Source organism: Pseudomonas sp. NPDC087342, from assembly GCF_044744265.1.
Lineage (GTDB): Bacteria > Pseudomonadota > Gammaproteobacteria > Pseudomonadales > Pseudomonadaceae > Aquipseudomonas > Aquipseudomonas nunensis.
Window position 1 is genome coordinate 140,687 of the sequence record NZ_JBIUXZ010000006.1, and the last position, 17,138, is coordinate 157,824.

A 17,138-nucleotide genomic window follows, 5' to 3' on the forward strand; every position below is an offset into this window, starting at 1 on the left:
CCGCTTCGCAACCCAACGGGGGCAAGCCCCCTCGCCACAGATAAACGCCAGCCATGAGGCCAATGCCGTTCTTATGTGTGATGAATCTCCCGATCCTTGGTTTCCGGCATAAAGAATATCCCCAGCACCGCCGTCATCACCGCAATCACAATCGGGTACCACAACCCGTAATAGATATCCCCGGTAGCCGCGACCATGGCAAACGCCACCGTTGGCAGGAACCCGCCAAACCAGCCATTACCAATGTGATAGGGCAGAGACATCGAGGTGTAGCGGATGCGCGCCGGGAACAGTTCCACCAGCCATGCCGCAATCGGGCCGTAAACCATGGTCACGTAGATCACCAGGATCGTCAGCAACAGCAGGACCATCGGGTAATTGGTCTTCGCCGGGTCGGCCTTCTCAGGGTAACCAGCCTCCTTGAGTGCGGTGCTGAGGGTGGCGGTGAAGGCGTCGTTTTTAGCCTTGAAGTCAGCGGCGGGCATGCCAGTGCCCTCGAAGCTCGGGATCACCCTGTCGCCGATGCGCACCTGCGCGACAGTGCCGGGCTCGGCGCTGTCGTTCTTATAAGGAATCGCCCGCTTCGCCAACAGGGTCTTGGCGAGGTCGCAGGAACTGGTGAATTTGGCCTTGCCCACCGGGTCGAACTGGAACGAACACTGGTCCGGATCGGCAATCACCGTGACCGGGTTTTTCTCCTGGGCGATGAACACGTCGGGGTTACCGTACTGGGTCAACGCATGGAAGATCGGGAAGTAGGTCAACGCCGCGAGAATGCACCCGGCCATGATGATGCCCTTGCGGCCGATGCGGTCGGACAGGCTACCGAAGATCACGAAGAACGGCGTGCCGATCAGCAACGAACCGGCAATCAACAAGTTGGCGGTCTGCGGGTCGATCTTCAGGGTTTGCAGCAGGAAGAACAGCGCATAGAACTGCCCGGTGTACCAGACCACGGCTTGGCCAGCGGTGCCGCCGAGCAGGGCCATGATCACGATTTTCAGGTTTTCCCAACGGGCGAAGGATTCGGTCAGCGGGGCTTTCGAGGCTTTGCCTTCCTCCTTCATTTTCAAGAACACCGGCGACTCGCTGAGTTGCAGGCGGATGTACACCGAGACAATCAGCAGCAGGATCGACAGCAGGAACGGAATCCGCCAGCCCCAGGCCTCGAAGGCTTCGGTGCCGAGCGCGGTGCGGCAGGCGAGGATCACCAGCAGCGAGAGGAACAGGCCGAGGGTTGCGGTGGTTTGAATCCACGAGGTGAAGTAGCCGCGTTTGCCCTTCGGCGCATGTTCCGCCACGTACGTGGCCGCGCCGCCGTACTCACCGCCCAACGCCAGGCCTTGCAGCAGGCGCAGGGTGATCAGGATGATCGGTGCCGCCACGCCGATGGTCGCGTAGCCGGGCAGGAAACCCACGATGGCCGTGGAGATACCCATGATCACAATGGTGATGAGGAACGTGTGCTTGCGCCCGATCATGTCGCCCAACCGGCCGAACACAATCGCACCGAACGGACGCACGGCGAAGCCTGCGGCGAAGGCGAGCAGGGCGAAGATGAAGGCGGTTGTCTCGTTGACGCCAGCGAAGAAGTGCTTGGCGATGATCGCGGCGAGGGAGCCGTAGAGGTAAAAGTCGTACCACTCGAAAACAGTGCCCAGGGACGAAGCGAAAATGACCTTGCGCTCCTCCTTGGTGATGCTGTGGTGGGGCGCGCTGCCCGTGGTTGTGCTGTCGATTACGGCCATGGGTCTTCTCCGTCTTGCTCTTGTTGTAGGCCGGAGCACCTCATTACTCTTATTGTCGCACCCAGGCCCTGGGGCTGATGTCATGGGATTGCGCGAAGCATGGATCTGACAGCCTCGCGTTGCGGCGAAGCTTCCTAAAGCATAATCACGTTCGCGCAAATATCCACTCGCTGCCTCTGAAACCCCAGAACCCGTGGAGATCCTGTGGGAGCGAGCTTGCTCGCGATAGCGGTAGATCAGTCAACATCTCTGTTGAATATGAAGCCGCTTTCGCGAGCAAGCTCGCTCCCACAGGGGATTGGGGCGGGTGCGGGATCTTGAATCAGACCCGGAACTGATCCATCAGGCTCTGCTGCTGGTTGGCCAGGCTGTTCAGCGACTGGCTCACCCGCGCCGACTCATTGGCCTGCCCCGACAGCGATTCGGTGACGTCGCGAATGGTCGCGACGTTGTTGTTGATCTCCTCGGCCACCGCGCTCTGTTCCTCGGCGGCACTGGCGATTTGCAGGTTCATGTCGCTGATGACCGTCACCGCATCGCCGATCTGGCGCAACGCGGTCACCGCTTGGCCGACTTGCTCGACGCTGCCCTGGGCCTGGCGATGGCTGTTGTTCATCGAACTGACCACGTCCTGGGTGCCGCTCTGCAATTGCTCGATCACCTGGCGGGTTTCCTCGACCGACTCCTGGGTGCGCCGCGCCAGGTTGCGCACTTCATCGGCCACCACGGCAAAACCGCGTCCGGCTTCACCGGCACGCGCCGCTTCGATCGCCGCGTTGAGTGCCAACAGGTTGGTCTGCTCGGCGATCGCGCGAATCACTTCCAGCACCGAACCAATCTTCTCGCTGTTCGCCGCCAGGCCTTCGACTTGCACCATCGCGGCGCTCATGTCGGCGGCGAGGTTGTCGATGCTGGCGGTGGTGCGGTCGATCACGGTCAAGCCCTGGCGGGTCGCCTGATCCGCATCTCGTGCTGCGTGAGCCGCCTGCGCGGCGCTGCGGGCGACGTCTTGGGCGGTGGCGCTCATTTCGTGGGAGGCGGTGGCCACCTGATCGACCTGACGGTATTGCTGCTCCATGCCGGCGCTGGTCTGGGTGGCGATGGCGGAGGATTGGTCCGCCGTGCTGCGCGCGTCCTGCACCGAGCGTTTCACTTCGGCGATGATCGGTTGCAGCTTGTCGAGGAAGCGGTTGAACCAGCCGGCCAACTGGCCCAGCTCATCCTTCTTGTCGTAGGCCAGGCGTCGGGTCAGGTCACCTTCGCCGCTGGCGATGTCTTCGAGCATTTGGGCCACGCCGAGGATCGGTTTGGTCACGCTGCGGGCCATCAGCCACACCAGCAGCAGGCCGATCAACGCTGCGAGTACACCTAGGCCGAGTTCGACCAGCGAGCCGGCGCGGTTACTTTCGTCGAGTTGTTTTTTCAGCGCTTCGGCCGGGCCGACCAGGACTTTTTCCGGTACGTCGAGCAACACGCCCCAAGGCTTGCCGCCCGGAATCGGCTGGAACGGCGACAGCACTTTCAATTGCTGATTGCTGTGCAGGCTGGCGGTTTTGCTGCTGGCGGCGAGCATCCGAATCAGCTCGGCGCCGTTGGTTTTGTCCACGGCATCGAGGCGCTGGCTGAGTTTGCTGGCATCCGGGCTGTAACCGGCGAGCAGGCCGACCGGGCTGAGGATGCTGACGCTGGTCTGGCCGTCATAGAGCTTTTTGCTCGCGCCCTGGCTGATCGCTTGCAGGCTGTTGAGGTTGATGTCCACCGACAGCGAGGCGATGACTTTGCCGTTGACCATCAGCGGGAACACGATGCTGGTCATCAGCACGTTCTGGCCGTCGATCACATAGAAGTACGGTTCGATCACACACGGCTTAAGCGTAGTGCGCGGGCAGGTGAACCAGGCGTTGGCCGCCTCGCCGCTGGGGCCGGTGCTGGTGTCGGCCATGTCGCTTTCCGGCAGGGCCATCGACGTCACTTTGCCCGGCGTCGGTTGCGACCAGTACAGGGCGAAGCGGCCCTTGTCGTTGCTGCCGAGCTCAGCCTGGCCGGCGAACAGTTCGTCCTTGCCGTCCAGCGCATTGGCTTCGAACACCAGGGACAGGCCGAGCAGTTCCGGGTTGGCTTGCAGCGCCGATTTGACCTGGCGAGTCAGGTCTTCGCGCAGGTCGAAGGCATCGAGAAAACGCTTCTCGGCCTGATCGCGCAGGAACAGCACCTGGCGCGAGAAACCGTGGCCGTATTGATAGGCGTCCATGAACTGCTGACGAATGTTCAGCGCCTGGTTTTCACCCTGGGACTCGATCCGTGCCTGGGCGGCTTCGTTGAGCATCTCCATGCTCGACGCTTTCACCAGCGCGGAACTGTGCTCCATGCGATACAGCGAAAGACCCACCAACAGGGTCACGATACCCGCCAGGCAGAGCCCGGCCAGCAGGGTGATTTTCCATTGGATGGAGAGTTGTCTGAGCGACATGGAGACGTCCTTATTCGATATTTATCTGAGACTTTGCACTGTAACGGCCGCGAAACTGCTTTCTTTATGGCGTCATCTGAATTCGCTGCGCTGCTGCTTCTGTGGTGATAACTCTTCCCTGTGGCGAGGGGGCTTGCCCCCGTTGGCGCGCGAAGCGGCCCCCTGCATTCCTTCAGCCACACCGCATTGGAAGGTTTTGCGACTGCTGCGCAGCCGAACGGGGGCAAGCCCCCTCGCCACAGGGTTCATCACAATCCGTAACATCGGCATGGTCCAAGCGCTTTGACACCGAAGCCACTCTGCGGCACAGTGCGCGCCCTCTAATAAAACCCATTCCTTGTTCCGCTGGCGGCTCTTTGCAGACTGCCGGCCGGGCTCATTTCGCTTGCCTAGAGGTAACGATGATTAATGCTGTAATTGCCGCGGTCGGCGTCATGCTGGTACTCAGCCTGTCCCGCGTGCACGTAGTGATCGCGCTTATTATCGGTGCCTTGGTCGGTGGCCTGACCGGCGGCCTGGGCATCGACGCAACCCTCAAGGCCTTCAACAGCGGCCTGGGCAACGGCGCCACGGTGGCTTTGTCCTACGCCTTGCTCGGCGCCTTCGCAGTGGCGATTGCCAAGTCCGGCCTGGCCCATGCGCTGGCGGACAAAGCCCTGGCCATGGTCGACCGCCAGCACGCCAACGGTGGCGGCTCGGTCAAGTGGCTGCTGATCGGCCTGCTGTGGGTGGTGGCGATCGCTTCGCAAAACATTCTGCCGATACATATCGCCTTTATTCCGTTGCTGGTGCCGCCGCTTCTATATGTGCTGACCAAGTTGCAACTGGATCGGCGCTTGATCGCCTGTGTCATGACCTTTGGCTTGATCACGCCGTACATGGTGTTCCCGGTGGGCTTCGGCAATATCTTCCTGAACCAGATCCTGCTGGCGAACGTAGCCAAGAGCGGCGTCGATATCAGCCAGATCAACGTCATGCACGCCATGGCGATTCCGGCGATGGGCATGGTCTTTGGCCTGTTGGTGGCGGTGTTTTTCAGCTACCGCAAGAAACGCGTCTACGACCTGGCAAAAATCGAGCAGGTGGAGCAGGTCAGCGTCGCCTACAACCCGCTGACCCTGTGCGTGGCCGGGCTGGCCATTGCGGCGGCGTTCATCATTCAGTTGCTGCTGGACTCGATGATCATCGGTGCACTGGCGGGTTTCCTGATCTTCTCGGCATCGGGGATTGTGAAGTGGCGTGAAACCGACGACCTGTTCACCGAAGGCATGAAGATGATGGCGATGATCGGCTTCATCATGATCGCTGCCTCGGGTTTTGCTGAAGTGCTCAAGGCCACCGGGCAAGTGCGCACGCTGGTCGAAAGCGCGGCGGCGTGGATCGATCACAGCAGGGCGATTGGTGCGTTGCTGATGTTGTTGGTCGGCTTGATGGTCACCATCGGCATCGGTTCGTCGTTCTCCACGGTGCCGATCCTGGCGGCGATCTTCGTGCCGCTGTGCGTGCAACTGGGCTTCAGCCCGATGGCGATCGTGTGCATCGTCGGCACCGCCGGTGCCTTGGGCGACACCGGTTCGCCGGCCTCGGACTCGACCCTGGGGCCGACCTCCGGCCTGAACATCGACGGCCAGCATCACCACATCTGGGACACCGTGGTCCCGACCTTCCTGCACTACAACCTGCCGCTGCTGGCGTTTGGCTGGGTGGCTGCGATGGTGCTGTAACCGCCTAGCCCCTGTAGGAGCGAGGCTTGCCCGCGAAGACGGCGGTACATTCAACATGGATGTGTCTGGCACACCGCCTTCGCGGGCAAGTCGGATCGCCGCACCGCTCGCTCCTACAGGGATTGTGGTATCCGACGATTCAACTTTTGATCTGGCCTGCCGTTAAAGCCTTTAACCACGCCAATAAAATCAAAAGAGTGAACCGTCATGCGCATGAGCCTGAAGGCTAAAGTCCTGTCCCTTGCCGTTCTCCCTGTGTTGCTCTTCGCGCTAGTCATCAGCCTGACCACGCTGTTCATTCTCAAGGAACAGGCGCGCAAGGAGGTCGAGGAAACCCGCCAGAGCCTGCTCAAGGACGCCAAGGCGACCCTGCAAAGTTACGTGGCCGTGGCCATGACCGCGATCAAACCGCTTTACGATGCCGCCGCCCCCGGCGATGACGCGGCGCGGGCCCAGGTGGTCAAGTTGCTGTCGAGCATCAGCTACGGCAAGGACGGCTACTTCTTCGGCTACGACTCCAACACCGTGCGCCTGTTCAAGTCCAACAGCCCCGACGGCGTAGGCCAGAGCTTCAAGGACAACCGTGACCCGAACGGCGTCTACGTCAACCGCGACCTGGTGAAAGTCGCGAAGGACGGCACCCACTACCTCGAATACAGCTCGCCGCTGCCCGGCAACACCCAGGTGCTGGTGCCCAAGCTCGGCTACACCGAATACCTGCCGAAGTGGGACATGGCGGTCGGCACTTCGGTCAACCTCGACGGCATCGAAGCCCAGGTCGCGCTGGTCCAGGCCAAGGTCACCGAACGGATGGAAGGCGTGGTGCTGAGCATCGTCGGGATTGCCGTGGTGGTGTTGCTGGTGATTGCGGCGGCGGGGATGCTGCTGGCCAACGCAATTCTGCGTCCGCTGAACCTGATGAAAGCCAACCTCGACGACATCGCGGCGGGCGAGGGCGACCTGACCCGGCGCCTGACCATCACCAGCGAAGATGAACTCGGTCAACTGGCCGGTTCGTTCAACCGCTTCGTCGACAAAATCCACGGCCTCGTTCGTCAGATTACCGAAATGACCTCGCAACTGACCGGGCTGGTGAACCAGGTGTCCGATCAGGCCCAACGCTCGGATCAGGCGATGGAGCGTCAGCGTCATGAGACGGATCAGGTCGCCACGGCGATCAACGAGATGTCCGCCGCCGCCCAGGAAGTCGCCAAGAGCGCACAGAATGCCGCCGTCGCCGCCCAGCAAACCGATGCCGAAGGCCAGGCCGCCAAGCGTGTGGTGGCCGGCAGCATCGTGAAGATTCATGCGCTGGTGGATGACATCCGCACCAGCGGCGTGTCCCTCGACAGCCTGCAAAAAGACGTTTCATCGATTGTCAGCGTGCTTGGGGTGATCCGTTCGATTGCCGAGCAGACCAACTTGCTGGCGCTCAACGCCGCCATCGAAGCTGCCCGCGCCGGTGAGGCCGGTCGTGGCTTTGCGGTGGTGGCGGACGAAGTACGCGCGCTGGCCAGTCGCACGCAAATCAGCACCCAGGAAATCCAGGGCATGATCGACCGCTTGCAGGCCGGCACTCAGTCGGCGGTGGAAGCCATGCGCCGTTCCAGCGAGGCCGGCGACGGCACCTCGGCCCAGGCCAACGAAGCGGGGGCTTCGCTGGACACCATGGCGCAGTTGATCGGCACCATCAACTCGATGAACGCGCAGATCGCCAGTGCTGCAGAAGAGCAGACGGCAGTGGCGGAAGAGATCAACCGCAGCGTGCATCAGATTGCGGTGGCGGTGGACAGCGTGGCGGATGAGACTCAGCTCGGTGCGCAGACGTCGCGCAGCCTGGCGGACCTGGGCCAGCGCCTCGGTAAACTGGTCGGCCAGTTCCGGATCTGATTCCCACCGCTAGCCGCTAACTGTAGGAGCCAGGCTTGCCGGCGAAGGCGTACTTGAGGGCGCCTTCGCCGGCAAGCCTGGCTCCTACAGAAAGCCATTTGCGCTGCAGCTAAGGCCTGTCCCAATACGGCACGGTTCCGAAACACTCCACATAAAAATCAATCACCGTCCGCACCTTCACCGACAGCCTTCGACTGCCGGGCCACAGCACGGCGATCTGCTGCGGCTCCAGGCTGTTGGACACCTGATAATCCCCCAGCACCGGCACCAGCGTGCCTTCGCGCACCGCTTCGCCAATCAGCCACGACGGAAACATCACCAACCCCAGCCCCTGTTCGGCGGCCTGGGTCAGGGTGTCGGCGTGGTTGCCGGTGATCGGTCCCTTCACCGAGTACGGCGTCCAGTCCTCCTGCCCCTGACGAAAAAACCAACGCTGCTGCCCTGTCACGCCTTTGTAGGCCAAGCATTGGTGCGCGGCGAGGTCTTCGGGATATTGCGGGACGCCGTGGCGTTTCAGATAGGCGGGACTGGCCGCGACTTGAAAGCGATGCGGTGCCAGGATCCGCGCCTGCATGCTCGAATCGTGCAGCGGGCCGATGCGGAATAACAGGTCGGCGCCTTCCTGCAACGGGTCGACGTAGCTGTCGGTCTGCTGGATATCCAGTTGCAGCTTCGGATAGCGCTCGCACAACTGTCCCAGCCACGGCGTCAGATGCCGCTGGCCAAACACCACCGGCGCGTTGATGCGTACCAGTCCGCTGGGTTCGCTTTGCTGTTCTTGCAGGGCCTGTTCGGCTTCTTCCAATTGCACCAACACCAGTCGCGCGTGATGCCCGAGCATGCGCCCGGCTTCTGTCGGCGTGACCGCGCGGGTGTGGCGATAGAGCAATTGCTGGTTGAGGGCCTGTTCCATCAACTGGATCTGCCGGGAAATCGAAGAGGGCGCCAGGCCTTCGCGGCGGGCAACTTCGGAAAAACTGCCGTGGTCGAGTACTGCGACGAATAGCCGAAGCGCCTTGAATCCGAGTTCGTTGAGGCCGTGCATGCTGAGTCCTGCTGTGCGAGATGCGCAAAAGTGTTGTCCGGATGCTCCCATTTATCGCAAAGGATCGCCAGCCGATAATGCGCGCCTTACTCACACAGCTAGAACACCACAATCCATTGTGGGAGCGAGCCTGTGTGGCGAGGGGGCTTGCCCCCGTTGGAGCGCGAAGCGGTCCCATAACCTGCGATTGCGGTGTATCAGGCATACCGCATGCGATGGTTTACGACTGCTTCGCAGCCGAACGGGGTGGTGCGGCATTCCGACAAGCCCCCTCGCCACACAAGCTCGCTCCCACAGGGTTCGTGCCACGACTGATCATTCGCAGGTTTTCCTTATGCAATCTTCTTCAATCGACAACGCCGGCGTTATCACAACGCCAACCACCAAACCCGGGCTGCGGCTATTGCTGCTTCCCCTGGTCATCCTCGCCGGTATGGGCCTGTCCGTGGAGGCCGGTTTGCTCGGGCCGCTCGGGGTTCAGGTCGGGCATTTGTGGGCGACCCTGAGCATCTTCGGCGTCGGTTCGGCGATTCTGTTTCTGTTGCTGCTGTTCAGCGGCAAGCAACAGGGTCCGGCCCTCAGCGAATTGCCGCGTTGGCAGTTGATCGGCGGGTTTCTCGGGCCGATCTACGTGGTGGTGTTGACCATGGCCACGCCGCACATCGGTGTTGCCATGACCATGATCGCGATTCTCTCCGGGCAGGTCGGCAAAAGTGTGTTGATCGACCATTTCGGCTGGTTCGGCGCCACCCGCAAAAAGGTCAACGGTGAACGTTGGCTGGCGTTGCTGCTGATTGTGGCGGCACTTGTTCTGATCGCTCGGGGTTAATGATGAATCTGATTATTTTGTTGGCCGTGGTGGTCGCGGCCGGTGCAGTGTTGAGTATCCAGGCGGCGATCAACGGGCGTCTCGGGGAAACTGTCGGCGTGCTGCGCAGCAGTTTGCTGACCTTTGTGGTCGGCGCGGTGGTCACCGGGTTGTTGATCCTGTTTTTTGAACCGGCCCACGCCGTGAGCCTGTTGAACGTGCCGAAATGGCAGCTCAGCGGGGCGCTGTTTGGCGTGGTGTACATGATGGTCATGGTCGGCGCGGTGCCACGGGTCGGCACGGCGGTGGCGACGGTGGCGGTGATCGTCGGGCAACTGGGCATGGGCATGTTGATCGACAACTTTGGCTGGCTCGGCAACCCGGCGATTGAACTGTCCGGTAGCCGGATCGTGGCGATGGTGTGTCTGGCGCTGGCGTTGGTGTTTATGTATCGCAGCAGTTCGCGGCAGGTGTGATAGTTGAACGAGGCTGCGATCTGTTGATTTTGTGGCGGCGCCTACACTGGTAATACGGTGCGCATCCTTCGCACCGGACGACCATAAAAATGGAGTCAGACCGATGATCGACAGTAAAGCTACCTGCGACTGCCCTAAATGCTCCTGCAAGCTTGGTGAGCATCCGATCGCGCGCCACGGCAAACACTATTGCTGCGAAGGTTGCGCCAAGCACCACGAACACGGTGAAAAATGCTCAAGCGAAGGCTGCAAATGCGCCAAAAGCTGATCACGTGCAAAAGAGTGGCGCCAACCGGAGATGCCAGTCAGTGATCTGACCGGCATCTTCAATTCTGATCGGGGTTTCGGTGATGTATGCCGGATGGAGTCGGGATCAAGACGACCTGCCGGTGAGGCGGGTGTGTCAGAACGGACAGTGGATGGTTTCGAAGCGCTATTTCAGCTCCAGATTCATCCCCACGTACCATCCGGTCATCATGTCGATGACGTCTTCCAGTAGGTCGACCTCTTGGTCTCGTTGTTGTTCTATCAGGATTTTGTCGAACGCCTGAAATTTTTCAAGGATGTCGTCTTTCGTGACACCGGCATTGTTCCAGTCGATCACCAGTTGCCGTAATGACTCTGTGGGTTTTTCATCGTCGAGTGCCGTTTGTATGGCTTCGTCACTTATCTCTATCATTTCTAAACCTTCTTCCAGCTGGGTTTCGATTGCGCCAACCGATCGGCAAGCTCGCACGCCGGGACGCCTTCAGCGGTCGTAATACTCACATGGGTTTTCGCCCCATCCGGCGTATGTTGCAACCCATAGCCTGCCAGTTCATCGCTTTCAATGCTGTACATTCCAGCGCCTTTCATGGTCCCGCCGTTAGCGGTCGGGCGTCGATGGGGCTGGATGTTGTCTATGACAGAATCCGTGGACATGGCCGCTTCGTTCGAGCGAATGCCGAGCGAGTTCGCGGCGTTGTTTCCATCCTTGGTTTCTCCCGAATACACGACCGGATTTCCTTCGGCGTCCATTTTCATCCCTCTGTAAAGGGGGATCAGGCCAAAGGGGTCAACCCAGTTGGTGGGGTTCGGGCAGTACCGGAACAGGTTCAGGCCGCCCTGCAATCCCGCCGGATCTTTACTGATGTAACGACCGACACTCGGGTCGTAATAGCGAAACCGGTTGTAGTGCAAACCTGTCTCGTGATCATGGTACTGCCCCTGAAACCGGATCGGGTTCGCCACGGCGTGCCGCTGTGCCCAGTCCGAGCGCTGTTCCGTCACCGTGCCCCATGCCCTGTATTGTGCGGTCCAGGCCATGTTGCCCTGGGAGTCCGTCAGTTCCTGCGGTGTGCCCAAGTGATCGCACTGGTACCAGGCCAACGCATCAAACGGCAGGGCCTTGGGCGCGTGTTTCCAGAGCGGATCGTCATCAAAGCTGTATTCACCGCTGTAATCCGGCAGCCCTTGCAGGTTAATCGGTGAGTGCCTTATAGCCTGCGCGACCGGGACAAACGTGCCGGGTTCGAAGAGGTAATGCACCGTGCGTCCCGACCCACCCTCAAGTTGCGCGGGGCTGCTTTCCCAGGCGAGGTTGTCGCCATCCCAGCCGTACAGGGTAAATCCACAGCCCAGCTCGCGTTGTTTACGTGAGTGCTCCTGTCGGTTCCACAGCGAGCCGGCTTCGGGGCGCTGTTTGTAGTGAGCGCTGGAGTGTTTACGCAGGCGTCGTCCGAGGGCGTCGTAGGCAAAATCCACGGACAGATGCGGGCCTTCGAAATGCACCAGTCGATCAAACAGGTCCCATTGCAGATCGCACCGTTGGCCGTTGTGCCAACGCTGAATCTGATTGCCACGCTCGTCATAGTCGTAATGAGTGCCGGCGTATTCGCGCAGCAGGTTGTCCTCCTGACGGTGGCGTGGCGGGGTGGGGTCCAGTGGTCGGTGAATAGCGTCCACAGGCTCGTCCAGCAGATTGCCGGCCGGGTCAAAGGCGAAGGTTTCAGTTGCCAGGCGACTGACCGCACCGAGTAATCGACTGACCGGATCGTAACGATAGGCCAGCGGCCCCCGGCGACTGTCGTTGATGTCGGTCAGTTGGCCCGCTGCGTCATAGGTGTAGTTGCGCTTGAGCAATGTGGACGGGGCGTCGCTGCGCCCCAGCAGCTGTTCTTGCAACCGCCCGGCGGGGTCCCACTTTTGCGTTTGTAGCAGATGATTGCCCTGGTGCCGGGCGACTTCTCGGTGCAGGTCGTCGCGTTCGTAGCCGATCAGTTCATGATCGTCCAGACGCAGGCCCAGCAAATGACCACTGCCGTAAGTGAGCCAACTCACGCGATGGCCGTCCGGGCGCACGGTGGCAACACGCTGATTAAGCACGTCGTACTCGTGTTGCCAGACCGCCGTCACGGGTTTTTCCAGGCCCAGGTAGTGTTGATGTTCACGCAGCACGTTGCCGGCCGGATCATGAAACCATTGCAGGCAACTGCTGGCGTTGCGAGCAAGTACCAGGTTGCCATTGGCATCGTAGGCGTACGTTTCGCTTTGCGATTGCTCGCCCACGCTGGCCTGGCGCTCGATCAGCCGCCCCAGCGGATCAAACGTAACCGTCATCGTGCGCTGGCCGTTAACGGCACAGGCGAGCCGACCACTCTGGGGGTCGTAGTGATAGCGAGTCGTGTGACCGTCGAAACCGCGCTGATCCAGCACACGCCCCATCGAATCGTAATGAAACAGCGTGCTCTGCTGATTTTCATTTTCCAGGGCCAGTAATCGGCCGAGGCGGTCCCAGCGATAGCGCAGCGCCTGTTCGGCGGGGTCGATTCGCTCCGAAATCAAACCGGCAGCGCTGTAGCGCCAGGTGGTGCAGCGATCAAGGCCATCAACGTGGACCAACAACCGACCTTCGGCGTCGCGTTCAAAGCGCTCTTCAGTCTTGTCCGGGCGTTGAATCAACACCAATTGACCGGCCTTGTATTGGTACTCAGTGCTCTGCCCGGCGGCGTCGGTGAAAGCAACCATCTGCCCGAGCTCGTTGTACTCCCAGGCACTGGTCTTGCCCGAGCAATCGACATATTCCACCAACTGCCCGGCGTCGTTGTAGTCCAGGGCTTTTTCATTGCCGTTGGCGTCTTTGATCGCTGTCGGCTGGCCAGACTTGTTGTAGGCGTATTCGGTTTTGTTGCCCAGAGGATCGACGGCTTCGATCAGGCTGCCTTGATTGTCATAGCTGCGCAGCCATTGACCGCCCTCGGGGGCACTGATCTTGATCAGTTGGTTCAGGTCGTCATAGGCAAAGTGCACGACGCTCTCATCGGCGCGGATGTGTTCGAGACAATTGCCACGTTCATCGTAGGTGTAGCGGTCGGTCGTGCCGTCGATCTGAACGTGACGGATCAGGTTTTTCGCGTCATCACGGAAGAACCATTCCGAGGATTCGTCGGGGTAGCGTATGCGGTAGGTGTAGCCAAGGATGTCGTAGTAGTGCCAGGTCTCGTTGCCGTGGGCGTCGGTGACGTAGGTCAGGCGGATGTTTTCATCCCACTCCAGGCGCGTGTCGAAACTGCCGTCATCGGCCCATTCGCGGATGGCTTTGGCGTCGGCGCCGACACCTTGCCATTCCAGGTTCATGCCGCGCGCGGTGCGGTCGGTATAGCGGGTCATCAGGTGATGCTGATACTGATAGGACCAAGCGGCGCCGTTCTCGTCCTGGGCCTGAATCAGGTCGCCGTATGCGTCGTATTGGTAGGCGCAGAGTTGCCGCAACGGGGCACCGTCAACGATTTGCCAAAGGCCGATCAACCGGCCGTGATCGTCGATCAGCGTGCCAAGGTGCAGGTGCACCTTGCTGAAGTCGTTTTCTTGATAAGTGATCAGGTCCGACAGCACCGACTGCTCGCCGTGACGATGCTCGTAATGCAGCATGATCCCGGCGCCGTTGCGTAGCGACACGTTCGTCAATACATAGCGTTGGCCATGGCGGACGTAGGTTTCCTTGCGCTCGAAACCGCGGCACAGCAGAAGCTGATCTTCGCTGATGCGTACCAGCGTGATGTTTTCAATGGCGTTGTAATGGAACAGGCCGACTTTCGGCAGCGGATAGTCGTGGCTGCGACCGTCGGCGTCGTGGAACTTCAGGCCATCGCCAACGCAGTCCAAGCGGGTGGTGAACTCGGTGATCCAGCGTGCGCCAAGCTCGCTTTGATCGTAGGCGCCCAAGCGTGAGCTGTAGGTCCGATTCCACTTGATCGCGAAGGTACCGGGCAACATGAAGTCAGTGTGATGCAGGGACTCGGCGCCCAGGGCGAAACTGATGCTTTTTTTAGTCCCGGAACAGGCATGATTTTTCTTGGGATTCGGATCGGCTGTGGCTGGCGCCTGATGACCAGTGACCTCCAGCCGGCCGTCAGCTGCAGTGTGTTTGGCTTGACTGGTTGCGTTGGGTTTGACACTTGCACTTTGGCCGAGGGCCTTGCGCTTGCGCCAGGTCACCACGGCGGCACCCAGCATCTGCAGCAGCCAGCCAATGGAATGCTGTGTTCCGGGGTCTGCCAGTTTACTCAATTGACTGCGTATTTCCGGGCCCATTGCGCGCAAGGAACCGGTGTGCGTCAACACGACTGTTCTGGCCTGTTCCGGTAACAGATTTTTCGCCGCGCTGTTCGCCACTCCTTTGCCGACGGCCTTATAGGCACTGAACGCGGCGCCGAAAATATTCCCGATGGCCGCCTTTGGGTCGCTCAGTAATTGAGAACTCGCTGCGCTGATTTTTTTGCTCGCGGCCTGCGCGTCGCCCTGACTGTCGAGGTTGCCGTTGACCACGGCTTCCAACCCCTTGGCAATTTCAGTCACGGCGCTGTCACCCAACTTGCCGGCATCGACGAGAATGCCCGAGAGTTTGCCTTGCGCCTGTTTCACGAAGTCATCAAGGGTACCGATGATGGTGGCGTTCAAGTGTCCGACCAACACTTCAATCAACGAGTCGCCTAATACCATCTTGGCCGTGTTGCGCAGTTCCTGGCGTACCAGAAACAATGTCGGACGCAGGCTCATGCGCGCCGCTGCCATTGTCGGTGGGGCAGGCAGCACGCCGATCAGGTTAATGCCCAGGCTGACCCAGTCGAGTAACTCCCGCTCTTTGCTTTTGACCAGGGTGACGATATCGCCCAAGGCATCCACCAGCGCCATGATGTTGCCGACTACCGGTAAACCGCCCGCGACATTCTTGATTCGCTCAAGTGTGACCACACCGCCACTGATGGACTGAAGCCAGGCATCGAAAAACGCCGCCCCACGCCCGACATCCTTGATGTCGATGGCATTGAGCGGAACGATTGCAACCTGAGCTTCGCGCTTTTTTTCAGCCGTCGCTTCGTTCGTCATGACAGTGAGAACATCCGTTGTTCCTCATACAGAGACAATCTATCCATCGATATCCTTGTCAGGCATCAACGAAATCGGCATTAGCGTAGCCGCAATTGATCAAAAGGGTAAAGTGAACGAAGGCCTTCCTCAGTGCCTGTTCAATAGCCAAGCCAGACGCATAAAAAAACCGGTGCCTGTTCAGGCACCGGTTGTAGATGTTGTGGCCACCGCTTAAGCCTTCGGGCTTAACGGATCGGCTTCAGCCCCAGGGCTGCACGTTAAGTTTCTGACATTCCCTGTCCTTATGACAATCAGCTCGCCGGTCGCCACGTGACGTTCTCGACGCCGAATTTTTCCGCCAGCGGTTTGCTGGTCTTTTGCACCTTCTCACGGCCGAAGCGCGGGATGCGGCCCACGCCGGCATCGCAACTTGCCCAATGCCAGGCCTCCGCGTTGTCCATCTTGTCCAGGCGGATAATGAAAGACTTGGGGGCGCCATGAAGGGTGTATTCAATGACGAATAGTTTTGCGTTGTTCATAAAGCCCGTATTCCTCCCTGTGGTAATACAGGGATCCCGGGCGTTGGCAAAAATTCATTCGGATTGTCAGACGGTGACCGTCACTGGCGGCAACCCGAGTGCCTCGTTACCATGATGCTTCCCAGAACCCCAACGATCCTTGTCTATGGCCCTTGCCGCACCGCCCGACCTGACTGACACCGATGTGCCCGTGCAGCCGCTGGCGCGCACTTATCCGCGTGGACTGTACATCGAGCCCCACGACCATGTCTGGGGCCAGTTGTTATACGCGATGAGCGGGGTGATGTGGGTCGAGACACCGCACGAGGCGCTGGTAGTGCCGCCGCAACGCGCGGTGTGGTTGCCGCCGGGCGTGCCCCATGGGATTCGTGTGGTGTCGGACTTGCAGATGCGCAATATCTATTTGCGACCGGCGTTGGCGGTGACCCTGGATGCCGAAGTGCAGGTGATCGAGGTCGGTGGACTGCTGCGTGAATTGATTGTCGGGCTGGTGGAGCAGGGCGACGACGGGGCGCCGGAGTATTACGAGGCGCTGGTTGGCCTGGCGTTGCTGGAACTGAAACGGGCCCGACGCTCAATGCTGACCATCCCGTTGCCGGACGATTCGGATCGGCGCCTGCTGAACCTGTGCCAGGCCGTCATGGCCGCGCCGTCCCTGGATATTTCCTTCGAACAACACGCCGAAAACGCCGGGGCCAGCGTGCGTACTCTGGCGCGGTTGTTCAAGGACGGGCTCGGCATGGGCTTCGCCGAATGGCGGCGACAGGTGCAACTGGCGACAGCGGCGGCGGAGTTGATCCAGGGCGTGCCGGTCAGCGCCATCGCCCGGGAACTGGGGTATTCGCCGAGCAGCTTCAGCGACATGTTTCGTCGGGAATTGGGCGTGGCGCCTTCGCAGTACACGACAGGACAACACCCATCCCTGTAGGACTGTAAGAGCGTAGGACCGTAGGACCGTAGGAGCTGTCGAGTGAAACGAGGCTGCGATCTTTTGATTTTGCTTTTTAAAAACAAGATCAAAAGATCGCAGCCTCGTTTCTCTCGACAGCTCCTACACAACACCTATCCGTCTTCTACACAGTTCTTACA

The 17,138-nt window shown here is 60.3% G+C and carries 11 protein-coding genes and 3 pseudogenes; 7 read left to right on the plus strand and 7 right to left on the minus strand.

Annotated elements, in window-relative coordinates:
* Positions 1–71 precede the first annotated feature (71 nt).
* From ACIOYV_RS15900 to ACIOYV_RS15910, 3 genes and pseudogenes are all read right to left on the minus strand, one after another.
* On the minus strand, positions 72–1,748 hold the full coding sequence (locus tag ACIOYV_RS15900; protein ID WP_401324947.1) for an MFS transporter: 1,677 nt from the start codon (positions 1,746–1,748) through the stop codon (positions 72–74).
* 322 nt (positions 1,749–2,070) lie between these two features.
* On the minus strand, positions 2,071–2,826 hold the full coding sequence (locus ACIOYV_RS15905; RefSeq protein WP_401325220.1) for a methyl-accepting chemotaxis protein: 756 nt from the start codon (positions 2,824–2,826) through the stop codon (positions 2,071–2,073).
* A gap of 102 nt (positions 2,827–2,928) precedes the next feature.
* Positions 2,929–4,218: pseudogene (locus ACIOYV_RS15910) on the minus strand (HAMP domain-containing protein); the annotation flags it as partial.
* Positions 4,219–4,622: 404 nt separating this feature from the next.
* On the opposite strand from ACIOYV_RS15910, the gene ACIOYV_RS15915 reads away from it, so the two are divergent.
* The 3 genes and pseudogenes from ACIOYV_RS15915 to ACIOYV_RS15925 all read left to right on the plus strand — a co-directional run.
* On the plus strand, positions 4,623–5,942 hold the full coding sequence (locus tag ACIOYV_RS15915) for a Na+/H+ antiporter family protein (protein ID WP_401325222.1): 1,320 nt from the start codon (positions 4,623–4,625) through the stop codon (positions 5,940–5,942).
* Positions 5,943–6,155: 213 nt separating this feature from the next.
* Positions 6,156–6,926 (plus strand): annotated as a pseudogene (locus ACIOYV_RS15920) (cache domain-containing protein); the annotation flags it as partial.
* Between the two features lie 408 nt (positions 6,927–7,334).
* Positions 7,335–7,832 (plus strand): annotated as a pseudogene (locus ACIOYV_RS15925) (methyl-accepting chemotaxis protein); the annotation flags it as partial.
* 109 nt (positions 7,833–7,941) lie between these two features.
* On the opposite strand, the gene ACIOYV_RS15930 reads toward ACIOYV_RS15925, so the two are convergent.
* On the minus strand, positions 7,942–8,877 hold the full coding sequence (locus tag ACIOYV_RS15930; RefSeq protein ID WP_401324950.1) for a LysR family transcriptional regulator: 936 nt from the start codon (positions 8,875–8,877) through the stop codon (positions 7,942–7,944).
* A 334-nt stretch (positions 8,878–9,211) separates the two neighbouring features.
* Between ACIOYV_RS15930 and ACIOYV_RS15935 the strand changes: the two genes are divergently transcribed.
* The 3 genes from ACIOYV_RS15935 (at position 9,212) to ACIOYV_RS15945 (ending at position 10,429) form a co-directional block, all read left to right on the plus strand.
* The gene (locus ACIOYV_RS15935) at positions 9,212–9,706 is read left to right on the plus strand and encodes a DMT family transporter (RefSeq protein ID WP_054051596.1); all 495 of its coding nucleotides are present in this window, start codon (positions 9,212–9,214) and stop codon (positions 9,704–9,706) included.
* A gap of 2 nt (positions 9,707–9,708) precedes the next feature.
* Entirely contained in the window at positions 9,709–10,161 is a 453-nt protein-coding gene (locus tag ACIOYV_RS15940) for a DMT family transporter (RefSeq protein WP_401324953.1), read from the plus strand.
* A 103-nt stretch (positions 10,162–10,264) separates the two neighbouring features.
* Complete coding sequence (locus ACIOYV_RS15945) at positions 10,265–10,429, plus strand: metallothionein (RefSeq protein WP_401324956.1); 165 nt, start codon at positions 10,265–10,267, stop codon at positions 10,427–10,429.
* A 165-nt stretch (positions 10,430–10,594) separates the two neighbouring features.
* Here the strand turns inward: ACIOYV_RS15945 and ACIOYV_RS15950 are convergent, their stop codons facing one another.
* The 3 genes from ACIOYV_RS15950 to ACIOYV_RS15960 all read right to left on the minus strand — a co-directional run bounded on the left by ACIOYV_RS15950 (position 10,595) and on the right by ACIOYV_RS15960 (position 16,049).
* Positions 10,595–10,840, minus strand: a complete 246-nt coding sequence (locus ACIOYV_RS15950) for a hypothetical protein (protein ID WP_401324958.1) — start codon at positions 10,838–10,840, stop codon at positions 10,595–10,597.
* 2 nt (positions 10,841–10,842) lie between these two features.
* The gene (locus ACIOYV_RS15955) at positions 10,843–15,528 is read right to left on the minus strand and encodes an RHS repeat-associated core domain-containing protein (protein WP_401324961.1); all 4,686 of its coding nucleotides are present in this window, start codon (positions 15,526–15,528) and stop codon (positions 10,843–10,845) included.
* Between the two features lie 293 nt (positions 15,529–15,821).
* Complete coding sequence (locus ACIOYV_RS15960; RefSeq protein WP_054051602.1) at positions 15,822–16,049, minus strand: DUF6555 family protein; 228 nt, start codon at positions 16,047–16,049, stop codon at positions 15,822–15,824.
* A 145-nt stretch (positions 16,050–16,194) separates the two neighbouring features.
* On the opposite strand from ACIOYV_RS15960, the gene ACIOYV_RS15965 reads away from it, so the two are divergent.
* Positions 16,195–16,977: an AraC family transcriptional regulator gene (locus ACIOYV_RS15965; protein ID WP_401324964.1), complete on the plus strand. Its 783-nt coding sequence runs from the start codon at positions 16,195–16,197 to the stop codon at positions 16,975–16,977.
* The last annotated feature ends 161 nt before the right edge of the window (positions 16,978–17,138 follow it).